The organism is Pseudomonas sp. AN-B15 (genome assembly GCF_019056475.1).
Taxonomy (GTDB): Bacteria; Pseudomonadota; Gammaproteobacteria; order Pseudomonadales; family Pseudomonadaceae; genus Aquipseudomonas; species Aquipseudomonas parakoreensis.
In genome coordinates this window covers 1,496,608-1,513,979 of the sequence record NZ_CP049737.1, presented here as the reverse complement: position 1 = coordinate 1,513,979, position 17,372 = coordinate 1,496,608, and the positions used below count along the sequence as shown (strand labels likewise).

19 protein-coding genes are annotated in these 17,372 nt (G+C 61.4%); 6 read left to right on the top strand and 13 right to left on the bottom strand.

The window, feature by feature from the left end; all coding sequences use genetic code 11:
• Window positions 1-134: 134 nt before the first annotated feature.
• The 3 genes from GTQ41_RS06920 to GTQ41_RS06910 form a co-directional block, all read right to left on the bottom strand.
• Window positions 135-479: a YegP family protein gene (locus GTQ41_RS06920; protein WP_217325472.1), complete on the bottom strand. Its 345-nt coding sequence runs from the start codon at window positions 477-479 to the stop codon at window positions 135-137.
• A 186-nt stretch (window positions 480-665) separates the two neighbouring features.
• Window positions 666-977 (bottom strand): ribbon-helix-helix domain-containing protein, encoded by a 312-nt coding sequence (locus GTQ41_RS06915; RefSeq protein ID WP_047292209.1) that lies wholly within the window; start codon window positions 975-977, stop codon window positions 666-668.
• 13 nt (window positions 978-990) lie between these two features.
• Window positions 991-1,572, bottom strand: coding sequence for a DJ-1/PfpI family protein (locus GTQ41_RS06910; protein WP_047292206.1), 582 nt, complete (start codon window positions 1,570-1,572; stop codon window positions 991-993).
• Window positions 1,573-1,866: 294 nt separating this feature from the next.
• Here GTQ41_RS06910 and GTQ41_RS06905 point away from each other — a divergent pair, with 294 nt between their 5' ends.
• Window positions 1,867-2,757 (top strand): DMT family transporter, encoded by an 891-nt coding sequence (locus GTQ41_RS06905; protein WP_047292203.1) that lies wholly within the window; start codon window positions 1,867-1,869, stop codon window positions 2,755-2,757.
• A gap of 138 nt (window positions 2,758-2,895) precedes the next feature.
• On the opposite strand, the gene GTQ41_RS06900 is transcribed toward GTQ41_RS06905, so the two are convergent.
• From GTQ41_RS06900 to GTQ41_RS06885, 4 genes are all read right to left on the bottom strand, one after another.
• Entirely contained in the window at window positions 2,896-4,122 is a 1,227-nt protein-coding gene (locus tag GTQ41_RS06900; RefSeq protein WP_047292201.1) for an SAM-dependent methyltransferase, read from the bottom strand.
• A 168-nt stretch (window positions 4,123-4,290) separates the two neighbouring features.
• A complete protein-coding gene (locus GTQ41_RS06895; RefSeq protein WP_047292199.1) occupies window positions 4,291-4,908 on the bottom strand; it encodes a TPM domain-containing protein in 618 nt (205 codons plus the stop codon).
• Between the two features lie 33 nt (window positions 4,909-4,941).
• Window positions 4,942-5,691 carry a YgcG family protein gene (locus GTQ41_RS28775; RefSeq protein WP_217325471.1) on the bottom strand — a complete coding sequence of 250 codons (750 nt, stop codon included), beginning with the start codon at window positions 5,689-5,691 and terminating at the stop codon, window positions 4,942-4,944.
• Window positions 5,692-5,704: 13 nt separating this feature from the next.
• Window positions 5,705-6,313, bottom strand: coding sequence for a LemA family protein (locus GTQ41_RS06885; protein WP_007963199.1), 609 nt, complete (start codon window positions 6,311-6,313; stop codon window positions 5,705-5,707).
• A gap of 258 nt (window positions 6,314-6,571) precedes the next feature.
• Between GTQ41_RS06885 and bglX the strand changes: the two genes are divergently transcribed.
• Window positions 6,572-8,863 (top strand): beta-glucosidase BglX, encoded by a 2,292-nt coding sequence (gene bglX, locus GTQ41_RS06880; protein WP_047292194.1) that lies wholly within the window; start codon window positions 6,572-6,574, stop codon window positions 8,861-8,863.
• A 70-nt stretch (window positions 8,864-8,933) separates the two neighbouring features.
• Here the strand turns inward: bglX and GTQ41_RS06875 are convergent, their stop codons facing one another.
• From GTQ41_RS06875 to GTQ41_RS06855, 5 genes are all read right to left on the bottom strand, one after another.
• Window positions 8,934-10,091, bottom strand: a complete 1,158-nt coding sequence (locus GTQ41_RS06875; RefSeq protein WP_041070472.1) for a phosphatidylserine/phosphatidylglycerophosphate/cardiolipin synthase family protein — start codon at window positions 10,089-10,091, stop codon at window positions 8,934-8,936.
• A gap of 1 nt (window position 10,092) precedes the next feature.
• Window positions 10,093-10,683 (bottom strand): YceI family protein, encoded by a 591-nt coding sequence (locus GTQ41_RS06870; protein WP_047292191.1) that lies wholly within the window; start codon window positions 10,681-10,683, stop codon window positions 10,093-10,095.
• 191 nt (window positions 10,684-10,874) lie between these two features.
• Window positions 10,875-11,192, bottom strand: a complete 318-nt coding sequence (locus GTQ41_RS06865; RefSeq protein WP_047292189.1) for a hypothetical protein — start codon at window positions 11,190-11,192, stop codon at window positions 10,875-10,877.
• Window positions 11,189-12,268 carry a serine hydrolase gene (locus GTQ41_RS06860; protein ID WP_047292186.1) on the bottom strand — a complete coding sequence of 360 codons (1,080 nt, stop codon included), beginning with the start codon at window positions 12,266-12,268 and terminating at the stop codon, window positions 11,189-11,191. Before GTQ41_RS06860 ends, GTQ41_RS06865 begins: the two co-directional genes overlap by 4 nt.
• Window positions 12,269-12,405: 137 nt before the next feature.
• Entirely contained in the window at window positions 12,406-13,287 is an 882-nt protein-coding gene (locus GTQ41_RS06855; protein WP_047292184.1) for an acyl-CoA dehydrogenase family protein, read from the bottom strand.
• Window positions 13,288-13,440: 153 nt separating this feature from the next.
• Here GTQ41_RS06855 and olsB point away from each other — a divergent pair, with 153 nt between their 5' ends.
• The gene (olsB, locus tag GTQ41_RS06850; protein ID WP_047292182.1) at window positions 13,441-14,196 is read left to right on the top strand and encodes an L-ornithine N(alpha)-acyltransferase; all 756 of its coding nucleotides are present in this window, start codon (window positions 13,441-13,443) and stop codon (window positions 14,194-14,196) included.
• Window positions 14,196-14,987, top strand: coding sequence for a 1-acyl-sn-glycerol-3-phosphate acyltransferase (locus GTQ41_RS06845; protein ID WP_047292180.1), 792 nt, complete (start codon window positions 14,196-14,198; stop codon window positions 14,985-14,987). The genes olsB and GTQ41_RS06845 overlap by 1 nt, the downstream gene beginning before the upstream one ends.
• A gap of 125 nt (window positions 14,988-15,112) precedes the next feature.
• Here the strand turns inward: GTQ41_RS06845 and GTQ41_RS06840 are convergent, their stop codons facing one another.
• Window positions 15,113-15,691 carry an ACP phosphodiesterase gene (locus tag GTQ41_RS06840; protein ID WP_047292178.1) on the bottom strand — a complete coding sequence of 193 codons (579 nt, stop codon included), beginning with the start codon at window positions 15,689-15,691 and terminating at the stop codon, window positions 15,113-15,115.
• A gap of 169 nt (window positions 15,692-15,860) precedes the next feature.
• Here GTQ41_RS06840 and GTQ41_RS06835 point away from each other — a divergent pair, with 169 nt between their 5' ends.
• On the top strand, window positions 15,861-16,181 hold the full coding sequence (locus GTQ41_RS06835) for a helix-turn-helix transcriptional regulator (protein ID WP_003222436.1): 321 nt from the start codon (window positions 15,861-15,863) through the stop codon (window positions 16,179-16,181).
• A 5-nt stretch (window positions 16,182-16,186) separates the two neighbouring features.
• A complete protein-coding gene (locus GTQ41_RS06830; protein WP_047292176.1) occupies window positions 16,187-17,353 on the top strand; it encodes an MFS transporter in 1,167 nt (388 codons plus the stop codon).
• Window positions 17,354-17,372 lie beyond the last annotated feature (19 nt).

Genomic DNA, 17,372 nt, shown 5'->3' with positions numbered 1-17,372 from the left:
TCTCACACACAATTACCTGTGGGAGCTGGCTTGCCAGCGATAGCGGTGTATCAGTCAACATCAATGCTGAATGATAGGCCCTCATCGCGGGCAAGCCCGCTCCCACAGGAGCTGTGTGAAATTTGAGAGGGAATTCAGAGTACCGGCAAGGTCTTGTCCTTGATCACTTTGCTCGGCCCGTTGGCCTTGACGCTGGCGATGCCTTTGGCACACGCGGCGTCGTTGGAGTAGGACTCGCTGCTGCCGATGATCTGGTGGTTGGCAGCCTTGAGGTTGAAGTAAGGATGACCATCCTTGGTGGTCTTTTTCTCGTAGCGTTCATCCAGCGGGCTGTTGGTCTGCACCGCTGCAATGCCATTTTCAACAGCGCTGCGGGTGGTGTAGAGCTCGCTGGTGAGAATGGTTTCAGCGTTAGCGGCCTTCAGCACAAACCTGAACTGGCCGTTGCTGCTTTTGCTCACTTCGTACCATCCGGACATGCTCGATTCTCCTTGGCGGTTGAGGGGTTTCGCGCTTCAGAGTAAAGACCAGCCCAACACTTCTGTCGCCTGTACCGGCCCCATCGCGGGCAAGCCCGCTCCCACAGAGTTCGTCAGCGATCACAACATTTGTGAGCACCAGAGAAACCCGTGGGAGCGGGCTTGCCAGCGATGGGGTCAACTCGGTCAGGACTGTTTCACCACTGCTCGCACCACCGACAACTGCGGCTCCGTCCCCCGCCGCTGACTCAGATAGCGCGTACAACTCACCCGCAGAAACGAAGCAAAGTTCACCACCTCGCCGCGATAATCCATCACCTCTTCATACAGCTTGGCGATCAACTGGTTGGTGGTCATGCCATCGACTTCGGCGATTTCGCTGAGGATGTCCCAGAACTGATTTTCCAGGCGCAGCGTTGTCACCACGCCGCAGATGCGCAGTGAGCGCGAGCGGGATTCATAGAGAATCGGGTCGGCCTTGACGTAGAGCTCGCACATCGGCGAATCCTCGTTACAGGGTGATTTGGGTGCCGAGCAGGCCAAGGAAACCGGCCAGCCAGTTCGGATGCGCCGGCCATGCTGGCGCAGTCGCCAGATTGCCTTGAACGTGGCCGTCGGTCACCGGGATATCGATGAACGTGCCGCCAGCCAGTCGCACTTCCGGGGCGCAGGCCGGATAAGCGCTGCATTCGCGACCTTCGAGAACCCCAGCCGCTGCCAGCAATTGCGCGCCGTGGCAGACCGCGGCAATCGGCTTGCCGGCCTTGTCGAAGGCGCGCACCAGTTCCAGGACTTTATCGTTCAGGCGCAGGTATTCCGGCGCACGGCCACCGGGGATCAGCAGCGCGTCGTAATCGGCCTCGGCGACCTTGGCGAAGTCGAAGTTGAGGGCGAACAGGTGCCCGGGTTTCTCGCTGTAGGTCTGATCGCCTTCGAAGTCATGGATCGCGGTGCGCACGGTCTTGCCGGCGGCCTTGTCCGGGCACACGGCGTGCACGGTGTGGCCGACCATCTGCAGGGCCTGGAACGGCACCATCACTTCGTAGTCTTCGACGTAATCGCCGACCAGCATCAGGATTTTTTTCGCGGCCATGGGGAGGACTCCTCTGGGAATGGGCTTGCAGGAGTCTTCAAGGTAGACCTTATCCGTTCGGGCGGGTAACAACCGGCTACTACCGAGTTGACTTCATCGCTGGCAAGCCAGCTCCCACAGGTTCTGAGGCGATCACCGATTTGGCGCTCAACGCCATCACTGTGGGAGCTGGCTTGCCAGCGATGGCAATCTCGAACTGTACGGATAAGTCTTTGCCTAGCTGTAACAGCCAGAAGTCCACGGTTTATGGCTTGATGAAGGTCGTTCTCTGCCACCTTCGATTTCGGTGTTCCTATGTCCTCACGCGAAAACACCGGCATGGCCCTCGGCCTGCTCGGGGTTGTGATTTTCAGCCTGACCCTGCCCTTCACCCGGATCGTGGTGCAGGAACTGCATCCGCTGCTCAATGGCTTGGGCCGGGCACTGTTCGCGGCGATTCCGGCGGCGGCGCTGTTGCTCTGGCGACGCGAGAAGTGGCCGACCTGGCAGCAGATCAAAGGCCTGAGCCTGGTGATCGCCGGGGTGATTCTCGGCTTCCCGGTGCTGTCGGCATGGGCCATGCAAACCTTGCCGGCGTCCCACGGTGCGCTGGTCAACGGTTTGCAACCACTGTGTGTGGCGCTGTATGCGGCGTGGCTGTCCCATGAACGCCCCTCGAAAGCCTTCTGGGCCTGCGCCGCACTGGGCAGTGCGCTGGTGCTCGGTTACGCGTTGTACACCGGGGCCGGCAGCATTCAGGCCGGCGACTTGTTGATGCTCGGCGCGATTGCCGTGGGTGGTCTGGGCTATGCCGAGGGTGGCCGGTTGGCCAAGGAAATGGGCGGCTGGCAGGTGATCTGCTGGGCGCTGGTGCTGTCGACGCCGCTACTGATCGGCCCGGTGTTGTACCTGGCGCTGCAGCATCATGGCGCGGTGTCAGCCAAGACCTGGTGGGCGTTCGGCTATGTGGCGCTGTTTTCGCAGTTTCTCGGCTTCTTCGCCTGGTACGCCGGGTTGGCGATGGGCGGGATTGCGCGGGTCAGTCAGATCCAGTTGCTGCAGATTTTCTTCACCATCGCGTTTTCGGCGTTGTTCTTTGGGGAACATGTGGAACCGATTACCTGGCTGTTTGCCTGCGGGGTCATCGCGACGGTGATGCTCGGGCGCAAGACCGCTGTGCGTCCTGCCCAACCGGCCACTGCATGACCACCGCCCCTCGAATGACGAGCGCATGCCCCTGTAGGAGCTGCGGCACGCTGCGATCTTTTGATGTTGCCTTTAAGATCAAAAGATCGCAGCGTGCCGCAGCTCCTACAGGGTTTCGTGTCGGATCAGTATCGGGTGTCAGGCGAGGAAGCCGTCGGCGCGCAGCAGGGTTTCCAGACAGTGTTCGCTGATGTTGTAGAAGTCCTTGAGTTCCTGAATCTTCACCAGCAGTTGGGCCGGGTCCACCGGCTCGGCGCGCTTCACCGCGAGAATCATCTTGTTCTTGTTGGTATGTTCCAGTGAGATGAACTCGAACACCTTGGTCTCGTAACCACAGGCTTCGAGGAACAGCGCACGCAGGCTGTCGGTGACCATTTCCGCCTGTTGGCCCAGGTGCAGGCCGTATTGCAGCATCGGCTTGAGCAGTGCCGGGCTCTGGATCTGCAGGCGGATCTGTTTGTGGCAGCACGGCGAGCACATGATGATCGACGCGCCGGAACGGATGCCGGTGTGAATCGCGTAGTCGGTGGCGATGTCGCACGCATGCAAGGCAATCATCACGTCCAGTTCGCTCGGCGCCACGCTGCGCACGTCACCGCACTTGAACACCAGGCCCGGGTGTTCCAGTTTCGCTGCGGCGGCGTTGCACAGGTTGACCATCTCCTCGCGCAGCTCGACGCCGGTGACTTCACCCTCGGCCTTGAGCGTGTTGCGCAAGTAATCGTGAATCGCGAACGTCAGGTAGCCCTTGCCCGAACCGAAATCCGCGACCCGCACCGGTTTGTCCAGCGCCAGCGGTGACGAGGTCAGGGCGTGGCTGAAGACTTCGATGAACTTGTTGATCTGCTTCCACTTGCGCGACATCGCCGGGATCAGCTCATGCTGCGCGTTGGTCACACCCAAGTCCTTGAGGAACGGTCGGCTCAAGTCCAGAAAACGGTTTTTCTCGCGGTTGTGCTCGGCGGACGGCGCTTCCCGCAATTGCTGAGGTTTGCTCTTGAACAGCGAAGGCTTGCCCTTTTTGCTGTATTCGAGCTGCGCTTCGTCGGTCACGGTCAGCAGATGCGCATTCTTGAACGCCGCCGGCAACAGCTCGGCAATCACCGCCACGCCTTCGCTCAGCGGCAGGTTCTTGGTGATGTCGCGGGTCTTGTAGCGATAAACGAAGGACAGGTTGGGCTGCGCCTTGACCGTCACCGCTTTGATGATGATCCGCTGCAGCTCCGCCTCTTCGCCCACGTATTTGGCCAGCACCAGTTTGATGAAGCCGTTCTGTTCGAGGCTGGTTTGCAGCAGCTCGATGAACTGGGCGTGATGATCGGGCGCCGGTTTGGCAGACGGCGCGGATGGGGCGTTAACGGACATGAACAAGCAGCCTCGGGCGGGGCGAAACGGGAATGGCGGGTATTTTAGGGGGGATGGCGGTTGGGGACACGCTCTTATTTACCCAACGGCAAAAATCAAAAGATCGCAACCTGCGGCAGCTCCTACAGAAGACAGTGTAGGAGCTGCCGCAGGCTGCGATCTTTTGATCTATGCCAACACAATCAACCGATTGGGCAATTCATTCCTCACCTGCGTCACCGGCACATGCACCTTGAGCAATTCGCCGCAGGCCTCGATGCAGGTGATGAACCCCTCGAGCGTGCGCCCCTGCCGCACCTGCTCGGTGAACGCGGCAACAATCGCGTCCCAGCTCTTGTTGTCCAGCCGCCGGGAAATCCCTTCGTCCACCAGAATCTCCACGTAACGTTCGGCCTCGCAGACAAAGATCAGCATCCCCGTGCTGCCGACGGTGTGGTGCAGGTTTTGTTCGAGAAACTGTCGCCGCGCCAGATTCGACGCGCGCCAGTGCCGCACACGGCGCGGGATCAGGTGGGTGGTGACTTTCGGCAGACGAAACAGCAGGCACAGGACGATAAACAGCCCCCATTGCACCAGCAACAGGCTGCGCATGGTCAGCCAGCCAGTCAGGTAATGAACGATGCCCGGCACCAGCAGCGCCAGCAGGCTGGCCCACAGCAGCGGGATGTATGCGTAGTCATCGGCGCGCGCCGCCAGCACCGTTACCAGTTCGGCGTCGGTGTCGCGCTCGACCCGGGCAATCGCCTCGGCGACTTTGCGTTGTTCGTGTTCGGTCAGTAATGCCATGTCGAAAAGTGCCTGATCATTATTGTTGTGTGTTCACCAGCCGCCGGACGATCCGCCGCCGCCAAAACTGCCCCCGCCGCCGCTGAAGCCCCCGCCTCCACCGCCGCCGCCAAATCCACCCCCACCGAAACCGCCGCCACCGGAGCCGCCACGACCGGCGGGAAGGATACCGAGCATCTGGCAGACAAACACCGTCAGGATGAACACCACCACCAGAAAAACGAACAACAACGGATGCCGCGAGACGAAATCGTTTTGCGGATCACCGCTCGACTCGTACACCGTCGACGGCTCGTCCAGCGGATTGCCGCCGAGCACCACCAGCATCGCCGCGACGCCGTCGCTGATGCCCTTGCTGAAATTGCCGGCCTTGAACGCGGGAGTGATCACTTGATGAATGATCACCGAACTCTGTGCATCGGTCAGTCGATCTTCCAGCCCGTAACCGACTTCGATGCGCAGTTTGCGCTCGTCCCGGGCGACGATCAGCAGCGCACCGTTGTTCTTGTCCTTCTGGCCGATGCCCCAGTGCCGGCCCAGTTGCACGCCGTAGTCTTCGATGGTGGTGCCCTGCAGATCAGGCACCGTGACCACCACCAGTTGCTCGCCGGTCGCCTGTTCATGCGCCTGCAACTGCTGGCTCAACTGGGCGCGCACCGCGGGCTCGAGCATCTGCGCCTCGTCCACCACTCGCCCGCTCAGCGCCGGGAACGTCAACTCGGCCCGGGCGCTGACGGCGAACAGCCACAGCATCAGCACCAGGCCTATCTTCAACACACGCATGAATAACCTCGGGTCAGAACTTCACTTCCGGGGCCTTTTCCGCGCCGGGGGTGGTGGCTTCGAAGGTTTCGCGAATTGGCAGATCGCTGTACATCACGCTGTGCCAGAGGCGCCCGGGAAACGTGCGGATCTCGGTGTTGTACTTCTGCACCGCCAGAATGAAATCGCGCCGCGCCACGGCAATCCGGTTTTCCGTACCTTCGAGCTGCGACTGCAAGGCGAGGAAGTTCTGGTTGGCTTTCAGGTCCGGATAACGCTCGGACACCACCATCAGCCGACTCAGGGCACCGCTCAACTGATCCTGGGCTTGCTGGAACTGCTTGAGTTTTTCCGGGTTGTCGAGGGTGCTGGCATCGACCTGGATCGACGTCGCCTTGGCCCGCGCTTCAACCACTGCCGTCAGGGTCGCTTCTTCATGCTTGGCGTAGCCACGGACGGTTTCCACCAGATTGGGGATCAGGTCGGCACGGCGCTGATACTGGTTCTGGACCTGGCCCCAGGCGGCTTTCGCCTGTTCGTCGAGGGTCGGGATATTGTTGATGCCGCACGCGGTCAACAAGGTGGCAAGCACCAGCAACGTGGCGACCTGCAGACGCGAGCGGTAGGTTGGACTGACATTCATCAAAGTGATGCTCCCTGGCGTATTTCATAAAAAACCGACCGTGAAACCTTCTGCATCGGCGGTTGGGGCATAATCGGCCGCGCCACTGGATTGCAACGGGCCGATGGGCTAAAAAGAGGCCCTGCGCAAACGCTGCCGACGGTCGGCGGGCGTTTTTGGCTCGGTCATTTTGAGCCTGCACCCGAACAACAATAGTCGCTCCCTAACTTTTGGCTGGCCGGCATTGCATTGCCGTTTGGGCCCTCGAGAAAAATATTCATGAAGAAGCTGTGTTTGCTGGGCCTGTTCGTCAGCCTGGCCAGTCATCAAGTATTGGCCGCCACGACCCCGGTACCCCTGGAAAACAAGGACGCGTTCATCAGCAACCTGATGAAGCAAATGACCCTCGATGAAAAGATCGGCCAGTTGCGCCTGATCAGCATCGGCCCGGAAATGCCTCGCGAACTGATCCGCAAAGAGATCGCCGCCGGCAATATCGGCGGTACGTTCAACTCGATCACCCGCCCGGAAAACCGTCCGATGCAGGACGCGGCAATGCGCAGCCGCCTGAAGATTCCGATGTTTTTTGCGTACGACGTGATCCACGGTCATCGTACGATTTTCCCGATTCCGCTGGCCCTGGCCTCGAGCTGGGACATGGCCGCCATCGGCCAGTCCGGGCGTATTGCCGCCAGGGAAGCGGCGGCCGACAGCCTCGACATCACCTTCGCACCGATGGTCGACATCTCCCGTGATCCGCGCTGGGGTCGCAGCTCCGAGGGTTTCGGTGAAGACACCTATCTGACTTCGCGCATCGCCAAAGTGATGGTCAAGGCCTATCAGGGCGATACCCCGAGCGCCGCCGACAGCATCATGGCCAGCGTCAAACACTTCGCCTTGTATGGCGCGGTCGAGGGCGGTCGTGACTACAACACCGTGGACATGAGCCCGGTGAAGATGTACCAGGACTACCTGCCGCCGTACCGCGCCGCGATTGACGCCGGCGCCGGTGGCGTGATGGTCGCGCTGAACTCGATCAACGGCATCCCGGCCACCGCCAACACTTGGCTGATGAACGACTTGCTGCGCAAGGACTGGGGCTTCAAGGGCCTGGCCGTCAGCGACCACGGCGCGATCTTCGAACTGATCAAGCACGGCGTGGCCGCCGACGGTCGTGAAGCGGCGAAGCTGGCGATCAAGGCCGGCATCGACATGAGCATGAACGACACCCTGTACGGCAGAGAGCTGCCGGGGCTGCTCAAGTCCGGCGAGATCGAACAGAAAGACATCGACAACGCGGTGCGCGAAGTGCTCGCCGCCAAGTACGACATGGGCCTGTTCAAGGACCCGTACCTGCGTATCGGCAAGGCCGAGGATGATCCGGCCGACACCTACGCCGAAAGCCGTCTGCACCGCGCCGAAGCGCGTGACGTGGCGCGACGCAGCCTGGTGCTGTTGAAGAACCGGAACGACACCCTGCCGCTGAAGAAAGACGCGAAAGTCATGCTGGTCGGTCCATTGGCCAAGGCGCCGATCGACATGATGGGCAGTTGGGCTGCCGCCGGTCGTCCGGCGCAATCGGTGACCCTGTTCGACGGCATGAGCAATGTCATCGGCGACAAGGCCAACCTGATCTACGCCCGTGGCGCCAACATCACCAGCGACAAGAAGGTCCTCGACTACCTGAACTTCCTCAACTTCGACGCCCCGGAAGTGGTCGATGACCCGCGCCCGGCCAATGTGCTGATCGACGAAGCGGTGAAGGCCGCCAAGGACGCAGACGTGATCGTCGCCGCCGTTGGCGAATCCCGTGGCATGTCCCACGAATCCTCCAGCCGCACCGACCTGAACATCCCGGAAAACCAGCGCGAGTTGATCCGTGCCCTGAAAGCCACCGGCAAACCGCTGGTACTGGTGCTGATGAACGGCCGTCCGCTGACCATTCTCGAAGAGAACCAGTCGGCTGATGCGATTCTGGAAACCTGGTTCAGCGGCACCGAGGGCGGCAACGCCATCGCCGACGTGCTGTTTGGCGACTACAACCCGTCGGGCAAACTGCCGGTGACCTTCCCGCGCTCCGTGGGCCAGATCCCGACCTACTACAACCACCTGAGCATTGGCCGGCCGTTCACGCCGGGCAAACCGGGCAACTACACCTCGCAGTACTTCGATGACACCACGGGCCCGCTGTTCCCGTTCGGTTACGGCTTGAGCTACACCCAATTCGCCCTGAGCGACATGGCGCTGTCGTCAACCACGCTGAACGCCACCGGCAAGCTCGACGCCAGTGTCACCCTGAAAAACACCGGCAAACGTGACGGCGAAACCGTGGTGCAGCTGTACATTCAGGACGTCACCGGCTCGATGATTCGCCCGGTGAAAGAACTGAAGAACTTCCAGAAAGTCATGCTCAAGGCCGGCGAACAGAAAGTCGTGCACTTCACCATCACCGAGGATGACCTGAAGTTCTACAACGCCCAGCTCAAGTACGCGGCCGAGCCTGGCAAGTTCAACGTGCAGATCGGCCTGGATTCGCAGGATGTGACGCAGCAGAGCTTTGAGTTGCTGTAATCCCTGAAACCCTATGCAAAAACCTGTGGGAGCTGGCTTGCCAGCTCCCACAGTGTTACGGGTGTGACTGCTAGCCGCGGCGATCGAGAATGTTGACCACCAGCCGATCCACCCAGCCCCAGATCCGCTGCTTCACCCGCCGCCACAGCGGCCGGCGCTGCCACTCCTCCAGACTGACCTGCTGACTCAGGCCGAAGTCCTTCTCGAAACTCTGCACCACCGCTGCCGTCAACGACGGATCCAGTGCCTCCAGATTCGCCTCCAGATTGAAGCGCAGATTCCAGTGATCGAAGTTGCACGATCCAATGCTCACCCACTCGTCCACCAGGACCATTTTCAGGTGCAGGAAGCACGGCTGATACTCGAAGATCTGCACTCCGGCCTTGAGCAGGCGCGGGTAGTAGCGATGCCCGGCGTAACGCACCGACGGGTGATCGGTGCGCGGCCCGGTCAGCAGTAATCGGACGTCGACACCCCGGGCAGCGGCCTTGCGCAGCGAGCGGCGGATTTTCCAGGTCGGCAGGAAGTAAGGCGTGGCCATCCAGATGCGTTTCTGCCCGCTGTTCAAAGCGCGAAACAGCGACTGCAGAATGTCGCGATGCTGGCGGGCATCGGCGTAAGCCACGCGGCCCATGCCCTCGCCCATGTCCGGAACCTTGGGCAAGCGTGGCAGGCCGACATGCGCCGAAGGTTTCCAGGCCCGGCGATGGCGGTTGGCGATCCATTGGCGGTCGAACAGCACTTGCCAGTCGAGCACCAGCGGACCGCTGATTTCCACCATCACTTCATGCCATTCGCTGCTGTCCTGCCCCGGCGTCCAGAACTCATCGGTGACACCCGTGCCGCCAACCACCGCCAGACGCTGATCGACCAGCAACAGTTTGCGATGATCGCGATAAAAGTTGCCCACCCAACGCCGCCAGCTCAGTCGATTGTAAAAACGCAGTTCGACCCCGGCCTTGATCAGGCGCTGACGCAGGTGCAGGGTAAACGCGAGACTGCCGTAGTCATCGAACAGGCAGCGCACCCGCACCCCGCGCTCGGCGGCCTGCACCAGCGCCTGCACCACGGCTTCGGCGCAGGCGCCCGCCTCCACCAGATACAACTCGAGTTCGACCTGTTCTTCGGCGCGGGCAATTTCCACCAGCATGCGCGGGAAGAATTGCGGGCCGTCAATCAACAGTTCGAAGCGGTTGCCGTCCCGCCACGGGAACACCGCGCCGCGCATGTCAGCGCGCCGTGAAAATCAGCACCGCACCCACCGGCACCGACGGACTGATGGCCGACAGGCCAGCGAGGTTACGCAGGGTTTCCAGGCCCGGCACCAGATCGAAATCCTCGGCGTTGATCACCAGCGGTTCCAGGGTCACCACTTGAAAACGCCGGTCATCGAGACGGGTGGCCAGCAACTGCGCCGGGTATTCATGTTGCTTGCCGTGCAGGTTGACGGTCAGCGGCAGACGCAACTCCAGCTGCGCACCAGGGGCCAGATCGTTGATCGGGCGCAGGTCGATCCGGGTGCTGATGGTCGCTTCGGGGAATTGCTCGATCTGGAACAGCTCCTTGCGCATGCGCTCGTCGCGCAGCGGGATGCCGCTGTTGACCGAATCCAGCTCGACTTCGACTTCGGCGCGACCATCCGGATCGACCTTGCCGTGCAGCACCAGAAAGCGCTGTACTTCGGAAATGTGGGCGTTTTTCGTGCTGACGAACGACAGCCGCGACGACTCGCCATCCAGATACCAATTGGCCTGCGCCGGCAGCGCGGCGGCGGCCAGCAGCAGACTGGCGAAGGCTTTATAGAGGGAGCGGTTGAACATTGAATACTCGTGGGGGCGATAAACCTGCACGAACCTTAACCGCCCACGCCGTTATTGCAAACTGATCGGCGCAAATCTATCGATTGGTGGAAACCTGCTGTGGGAGCTGGCTTGCCAGCGATAGCGTCGGGACAGGCTATCTCTCTGTTGACTGACACACCGTCATCGCTGGCAAGCCAGCTCCCACAGGGTTATCTATTGAATTGAGGATTGAGGCGGCAACCTTGCCGTTCACCCAGCCACTGCGCGCGGTTGCTGCGGCCCATGCCACTGACGGTGACGGTTTTGCTCGCGCTGTCATCGGTAAAACCGCTGGTCGGCAGCCACTGTTTCACATAACCCCGGCAATATTCAGCCTCGTTGTTCATCACGTAGCGACACGAACAATATTCCTTGGCCGTGTACGCACTGATGATGTCGGGGAACGCCCACAGATTGTCGCGTTCGAGCCAGATCCAGCCGAGCAGCACGATCAGCGCCAGCAGCAACACCCGCTTCAACAGCTTCATGGCTGCACCGCCTTGAGCACGCGCTTGAGCAATTCGTTGTGGCGATAGCTGCCGTCGCGATCATCGGCGTAACGCACGATCAGCAGTTTCTCGCTGGGGATTACATACAGCGCCTGCCCCCAATGACCGAGGGCGGCGAAGGTGTCGGGCGGCGCGGCGGGCCATGGCGCGGCGGCGCCATCCGCCGGGCGATTGAGCCACCACTGGCCGCCGGGCACCGCTTCGTCCTGATGCGCCTTGTAGCCGGCAAATGGCTCACGGTTGAAGGCGATCCAGTCCTTGGGCAGTAATTGCCGGTCGCGCCAACGTCCGTCGCGCAGCATCAACAGGCCAACCCGCGCCAGATCACGGGCGGTGAGGTAGGCATAAGAGGACGCGACAAACGTGCCGCCGGCATCGGTTTCCCACACGGCATGGCGAATGCCCAACGGCTCGAACAACGCCGTCCACGGGTAGTCGGGATAACGCTCGGGGCCGACCATGTTCTTCAGCGCCGCCGCCAGCAGATTGCTGTCACCACTGGAATAACGGAACGCCTGCCCCGGCGGCGCATAAGCGTCGTGATCGGCGGTGAACGCGGGCATGTCGCGCTGCCCACGGGTGTAGAGCATCGCCACCACCGAGGATTTCAGCGGGGCGTATTCGTAATCCTCCTGCCAGTCCAGACCGGAAGCCCAGTGCAGCAGGTCCGCCATGGTGATCGCCGGGTGTTTTTCCAACGCCGGATAAAACTTTGAAACGGGATCATCCAGTTTGAACAAGCCTTCGCCATACGCCACGCCAAGCACCGTGGCCATCAGACTCTTGCTGATCGACCAGGTCAGGTGTGGCGTTTCGGCACGGGTCGGACCGGCATAGCGTTCGTAGATAACCTGACCGTCGCGAATGACCAGCAAGGCGTCGGTGCGGATGCCCTGGCGGGTGTCGTCGTCGCGGGGCGGGAAGGCGTAGGTGTCTAATGCCTCGACTGCTGCGCCGCTGATTTTTGCGCCCGTCGGCCATTGTTCATCCGGCCATTGCTCGGCCTGGACCGTGAAGCTGATCAGCAGCAGGAACAGGGACAGGCCTTTGATCATGGAAAAATCTCAACGGACGGGTGCAAAGATCATGGCCCAGAAAAATGACAATCTCCCGATCACTGCAGGAGCTGCCGCAGGCTGCGATCTTTTGATTGTGCTTTTAAAGATCAAAAGATCGCAGCCTGCGGCAGCTCCTACAGGGGAATGTGCAGGGCTTTGGCCAAGCGCTTGGCCCGCGCGCCCGCCGCCAACTGCATCACCGACTGATCACGCTGCCACATCTGCGCCCACTCCGGATTGCCCTCGGCCAACGCCTGATCGATCTCGCTCTTCAGCGCATCAAACTGCGCAAACAACCCACCCAGCAACACATGTCCGGCCGGATTGTTCGGCGGCTGGCGACTCGCTTCCGCACAGCCGGCCAGCAGCGCCAGCAAACGCAACAGCAGCGGCTGCGACCAGCCACTGTCCTGACCGACGCCATACAGCCACGCGGTCATCGCGCTCAACACATAGACATCTTCCAGGGTGCGGAACGGCTTCACATAAGCATTCCAGCCATCCCCCGCGAGCAACTCGCACAACGCGCCGTCCAGGTGCAGCCGACCGTGACTGATGTCCGGCATCAGCGGCAGCGCCGGGAGTTTTTCCACGCGCACGCCGGGCTCGCCGGGATAGACCACCGCCAGGCTCAGGCGCGGCGTTTCACCGGGCTCTTCACTGCGCGCGGCGACGAGCAGCCAGTCGGCGGCATCCCCAGCGGTGACGAAATCCTTGCGCCCGCTCAAGCGCAAATCACTGAGACGGGTCTGCATGTCCGCCGGGCGCAAGCTGCGCTGTTCGGTCGCACACAACGCGCCAAGACTCGGCGGCGCGCTCGGCCAAAGCATGCGCAACGCCGCCTGATACCCCACCAGAAACGCCAGCCCCGGCGTCGCCATGCGCCGCCCTCCGGCCACCGCCAGTTCGAACCGCGTCACGTTGCCCACTTGCTGCAACAAAGTGGCGAAACCTTCCGCCAGATCAGTCACGGCGGGCAGGCGTTCAGGGCTATCGAGCAGGCTGGGCCAGGGCATAAGAGGCTCCTTGAGGGCTGTCATACAAGCATCACCAAACGTTCATGGCGATGACACCGGGGCTACATAGCCTGACTTTGCACAACATGGCTGCATAAAGAAAGTCGATCGGCTGCAACCCACGACGGGTTCAAGGCCCGTACGGAGATTCAAATGACTCAGATCGCCCGCATCAGCGACACCGGCAATGAACGCCGCCTGCAAGCCGAACGCCTGATCGGCGCCGAGGCCTTGCAGCAAGCCCAGGCCTTGCGCTTCAGCGTCTTCAGCGGCGAATTCAACGCCAAGCTGAAAGGCGCGGAACTGGGTCTGGACATGGATGACTATGATGTTCACTGCAGCCACATCGGCGTGCGTGACCTGAACACCGGGCGTCTGGTCGCCACCACTCGTTTACTCGATCACACCGCCGCCAGCAGCCTGGGCAAGTTCTACAGCGAAGAAGAATTCAGCCTGCATGGCCTGGCCCATCTGCAAGGACCGATCCTCGAAATCGGCCGCACCTGTGTCGACCCGGCCTACCGCAACGGCGGTACCATCGCTGTGCTCTGGGGTGAACTGGCCGAAGTGTTGAATCAGGGTGGCTACAGCTACCTGATGGGTTGCGCGAGCATTCCGATGCAGGACGGCGGCGTGCAGGCTCACGCGATCATGCAGCGTCTGCGCGAACGCTACCTGTGCACCGAACACCTGCGCGCCGAACCGAAGAATCCGTTGCCGTCGCTAGACATTCCGTCGAACGTGATCGCCGAAATGCCACCGCTGCTCAAGGCCTACATGCGCCTGGGCGCGAAGATCTGCGGCGAGCCGTGCTGGGACGAAGACTTCCAGGTCGCCGACGTATTCATCCTGCTCAAACGCGACGAACTCTGCCCGCGTTACGCCAGGCACTTCAAGGCGGCCGTGTGATGAGCCGGCTGCGCGTGTACGCGCGAATCGCGCGGGTGCTGCTGGTGGTGACGCTGGGCCTGACCATGGCCAGCGTGTTCGGCGTATTCGAACGTCTGGGCCTGGCGCACTCGATGCAACGTCGGCAGCGCTGGTCGCGTTTCTTCATGGCACGTTTGAGCAATGCCCTGCCCTTTCGCGCAACGGTGCACGGCGAGTTGCCACAGCAGCCAATGCTGTGGGTCAGCAATCATGTGTCATGGACTGACATTCCACTGCTGGGCATGCTCACGCCGCTGTCGTTTCTGTCCAAGGCCGAAGTGCGCACCTGGCCGGTGGCTGGCTGGCTGGCGGCCAAGGCCGGCAGCCTGTTCATCCGTCGCGGCTCGGGTGACAGCCAATTGATCCGCAAACAGATGACCCGCCATTTGCAGACGCAGCATCCGCTGCTGATGTTCCCGGAAGGCACCACCACCGATGGCCGTTCGCTGCGCACCTTTCATGGTCGCCTGCTGTCGGCGGCCATCGATTCCGAGGTGATGCTGCAACCGGTGGCGATCCGTTATCTGCGCAATGGCGAAATCGACGCGCTGGCGCCGTTCATTGGTGACGATGATTTGCTGTCGCACCTGATGCGTCTGTTCAGCCATGATTGCGCCGATGTTGAAGTGCATCTGCTCAAGCCGATCGCCTGTCAGGGCCGCGAGCGTGCGGCACTGGCGTTCGAAGCGCAGCAGGCGGTGCAGAAGGCGTTGTTTGGCGCGATTCCGGAAAAGCAAAAAAAACCGATGCGCCCGGCCATCGCCGCCTGAAATACAACCGCTAAAATCACCCTCGGCCCCTGTGGGAGCTGGCTTGCCAGCGATAGCGGTAGACCAGCCGACACGAATGTTGAATGTGCCGATGCCATCGCTGGCAAGCCAGCTCCCACAGGGACTCAGGGTGTTGTTGAGGATTGTGCGAAGTCTTGCAATTGCGGGTAGAACAACGCGAAGTCCTCACTCAGCGGCTCATACAACCGCCGCAACTCCTGCATCGCCATCGCCAGCTCCTCCGGCCGGGTCAGGCGCCGGGAGATCCCGCGCAGCACCTGCTCCAGCACTTCAAACGACTGATACGAACCCAGCCAGTCATTGGCAACCATGTGCGGTGCGATCTTCGCCAGGCGTTCGGGCAATTGCCGTTCATTCGACAGCACCCGGTACACGTCGCGGGTGAAGTGCTCCAGCGGCTGATCGGCGTACAGCGTCCAGTCCCGCGCCAGGCAATGGTCGAAAAACACATCGAGGACAATCCCCGCGTAGCGCCGCCGGGTCGCGGTGAAACGTCCGAGGGCGATGTCCACCACAGGGTGGCGATCGGTGAACACATCAATCCGCCGATGCAGCTGAATCGCCGCTTCAATCTGCGGAGCAAATTGCCCTTGCAGGCGTCCTTTGACGAAATCGCCATACAGACTGCCGAGTAATTGCTCGGGGAGCTGGCCTCCGAGGTGTAAATGTGCGAGATAGTTCATGGGCGCAGCTTAGCACTGCGCGCTTTCATCGTTACAACACACATATCGTTATAACCCGATATACCGATTTATGCGGTCGTCAGATCAAATTCATATTGGTATATCGCGAAATACCGATTTAAAGTTCGCCTCATCGCGATATAGCGCTACACATCACGAGCACAAAGCCATGAACCTCGACCTCGACGAAATAATAAAAGCCCTGGCGCACCCAGTACGGCGAGACATCCTCATCTGGCTGAAAGACCCCAAAGCCCAGTTTCCTGAGCAGATTCACAACCACGAGTACGGCATCTGTGCCGGGCAGATCGATCAACGCTGCGGCCTGTCGCAGTCGACCGTCTCCGCCCACCTGGCGACCCTGCAACGTGCAGGTCTGATCAGCAGCCAGAAAGCCGGCCAGTGGCACTTTTTCAAACGCAACGAGGACGTGATCCAGGCGTTCCTCGACGCCATCGTCAAAGAGCTCAGCGCTCCCACAAGGAATTGATTCAAATGCCCCTCTCGCTACTCATCCTGGCCTTGAGTGCCTTCGCCATCGGCACCACTGAGTTCGTCATCATGGGCCTGCTGCCCGATGTGGCGACCGATCTCGGTGTGTCGATCCCGGGCGCCGGCTGGCTGGTGACCGGTTACGCCCTGGGCGTGGCCATCGGTGCGCCGTTCATGGCGCTGGCCACCGCCAGACTGCCGCGCAAGGCCGCACTGATAGCGCTGATGGGAATTTTCATCGTTGGTAACCTGCTGTGTGCCATCGCCAGTGATTACAACGTGCTGATGTTTGCCCGCGTCGTCACCGCGCTGTGCCACGGTGCGTTTTTCGGTATCGGTTCTGTGGTAGCTGCCGGGCTGGTCGCGCCAAACAAGCGCGCATCCGCCGTGGCACTGATGTTCACCGGCCTGACCCTGGCCAACGTGCTTGGCGTGCCACTGGGCACGGCGCTGGGTCAGGAAGCCGGCTGGCGTTCGACCTTCTGGGCGGTAACCGTAATTGGCGTCGTGGCGCTGATCGGTCTGATCCGCTTCCTGCCGGCCAAGCGTGACGAAGAAAAACTCGACATGCGCGCCGAACTCGCCGCCCTCAAGGGCGCCGGCATCTGGCTGTCGCTGAGCATGACCGCACTGTTCGCCGCGTCGATGTTCACCCTCTTCACCTACGTCGCGCCGCTGCTCGGTGATGTCACCGGTGTCTCGCCCAAAGGCGTGACCTGGACCCTGCTGCTGATCGGCCTCGGTCTGACGGTGGGCAACATCATTGGCGGCAAACTGGCGGACAAGCGTCTCGGCGCCACTCTGATCGGTGTGTTCGTGGCGATGGCGGTGGTTTCCACCGTGCTGAGCTGGACCAGCGTTGCGCTGATCCCGACGGAAATCACCCTGTTCCTCTGGGCCACCGCTTCGTTCGCCGCCGTTCCGGCGCTGCAAGTCAACGTGGTGACCTTCGGCAAGGCGGCTCCGAACCTGGTGTCGACCCTGAACATCGGCGCTTTCAACATCGGCAACGCGCTGGGCGCCTGGGTCGGCGGCAGCGTCATCGCCCACGGTTTCGGCCTGACCAGCGTGCCCCTGGCCGCCGCCGCGCTGGCCGTGCTCGCGCTGCTGGTGACCCTGATCACTTTCCGTCAGAACGGCGACGCCGGTCTGGCCCCTGCTACCCACTGATTAACCACTTCACTGACGA

What these genes read in the sequence shown, in the direction of transcription:
- GTQ41_RS06920 (WP_217325472.1), bottom strand. Translation starts at nt 479, where the DNA reads ATGTCCGGATGGTACGAAGTGAGCAAAAGCAGCAACGGCCAGTTCAGG.
- GTQ41_RS06915 (WP_047292209.1), bottom strand. Translation starts at nt 977, where the DNA reads ATGTGCGAGCTCTACGTCAAGGCCGACCCGATTCTCTATGAATCCCGC.
- GTQ41_RS06910 (WP_047292206.1), bottom strand. Translation starts at nt 1,572, where the DNA reads ATGGCCGCGAAAAAAATCCTGATGCTGGTCGGCGATTACGTCGAAGAC.
- GTQ41_RS06905 (WP_047292203.1), top strand. Translation starts at nt 1,867, where the DNA reads ATGTCCTCACGCGAAAACACCGGCATGGCCCTCGGCCTGCTCGGGGTT.
- GTQ41_RS06900 (WP_047292201.1), bottom strand. Translation starts at nt 4,122, where the DNA reads ATGTCCGTTAACGCCCCATCCGCGCCGTCTGCCAAACCGGCGCCCGAT.
- GTQ41_RS06895 (WP_047292199.1), bottom strand. Translation starts at nt 4,908, where the DNA reads ATGGCATTACTGACCGAACACGAACAACGCAAAGTCGCCGAGGCGATT.
- GTQ41_RS28775 (WP_217325471.1), bottom strand. Translation starts at nt 5,691, where the DNA reads ATGCGTGTGTTGAAGATAGGCCTGGTGCTGATGCTGTGGCTGTTCGCC.
- GTQ41_RS06885 (WP_007963199.1), bottom strand. Translation starts at nt 6,313, where the DNA reads ATGAATGTCAGTCCAACCTACCGCTCGCGTCTGCAGGTCGCCACGTTG.
- bglX (WP_047292194.1), top strand. Translation starts at nt 6,572, where the DNA reads ATGAAGAAGCTGTGTTTGCTGGGCCTGTTCGTCAGCCTGGCCAGTCAT.
- GTQ41_RS06875 (WP_041070472.1), bottom strand. Translation starts at nt 10,091, where the DNA reads ATGCGCGGCGCGGTGTTCCCGTGGCGGGACGGCAACCGCTTCGAACTG.
- GTQ41_RS06870 (WP_047292191.1), bottom strand. Translation starts at nt 10,683, where the DNA reads ATGTTCAACCGCTCCCTCTATAAAGCCTTCGCCAGTCTGCTGCTGGCC.
- GTQ41_RS06865 (WP_047292189.1), bottom strand. Translation starts at nt 11,192, where the DNA reads ATGAAGCTGTTGAAGCGGGTGTTGCTGCTGGCGCTGATCGTGCTGCTC.
- GTQ41_RS06860 (WP_047292186.1), bottom strand. Translation starts at nt 12,268, where the DNA reads ATGATCAAAGGCCTGTCCCTGTTCCTGCTGCTGATCAGCTTCACGGTC.
- GTQ41_RS06855 (WP_047292184.1), bottom strand. Translation starts at nt 13,287, where the DNA reads ATGCCCTGGCCCAGCCTGCTCGATAGCCCTGAACGCCTGCCCGCCGTG.
- olsB (WP_047292182.1), top strand. Translation starts at nt 13,441, where the DNA reads ATGACTCAGATCGCCCGCATCAGCGACACCGGCAATGAACGCCGCCTG.
- GTQ41_RS06845 (WP_047292180.1), top strand. Translation starts at nt 14,196, where the DNA reads ATGAGCCGGCTGCGCGTGTACGCGCGAATCGCGCGGGTGCTGCTGGTG.
- GTQ41_RS06840 (WP_047292178.1), bottom strand. Translation starts at nt 15,691, where the DNA reads ATGAACTATCTCGCACATTTACACCTCGGAGGCCAGCTCCCCGAGCAA.
- GTQ41_RS06835 (WP_003222436.1), top strand. Translation starts at nt 15,861, where the DNA reads ATGAACCTCGACCTCGACGAAATAATAAAAGCCCTGGCGCACCCAGTA.
- GTQ41_RS06830 (WP_047292176.1), top strand. Translation starts at nt 16,187, where the DNA reads ATGCCCCTCTCGCTACTCATCCTGGCCTTGAGTGCCTTCGCCATCGGC.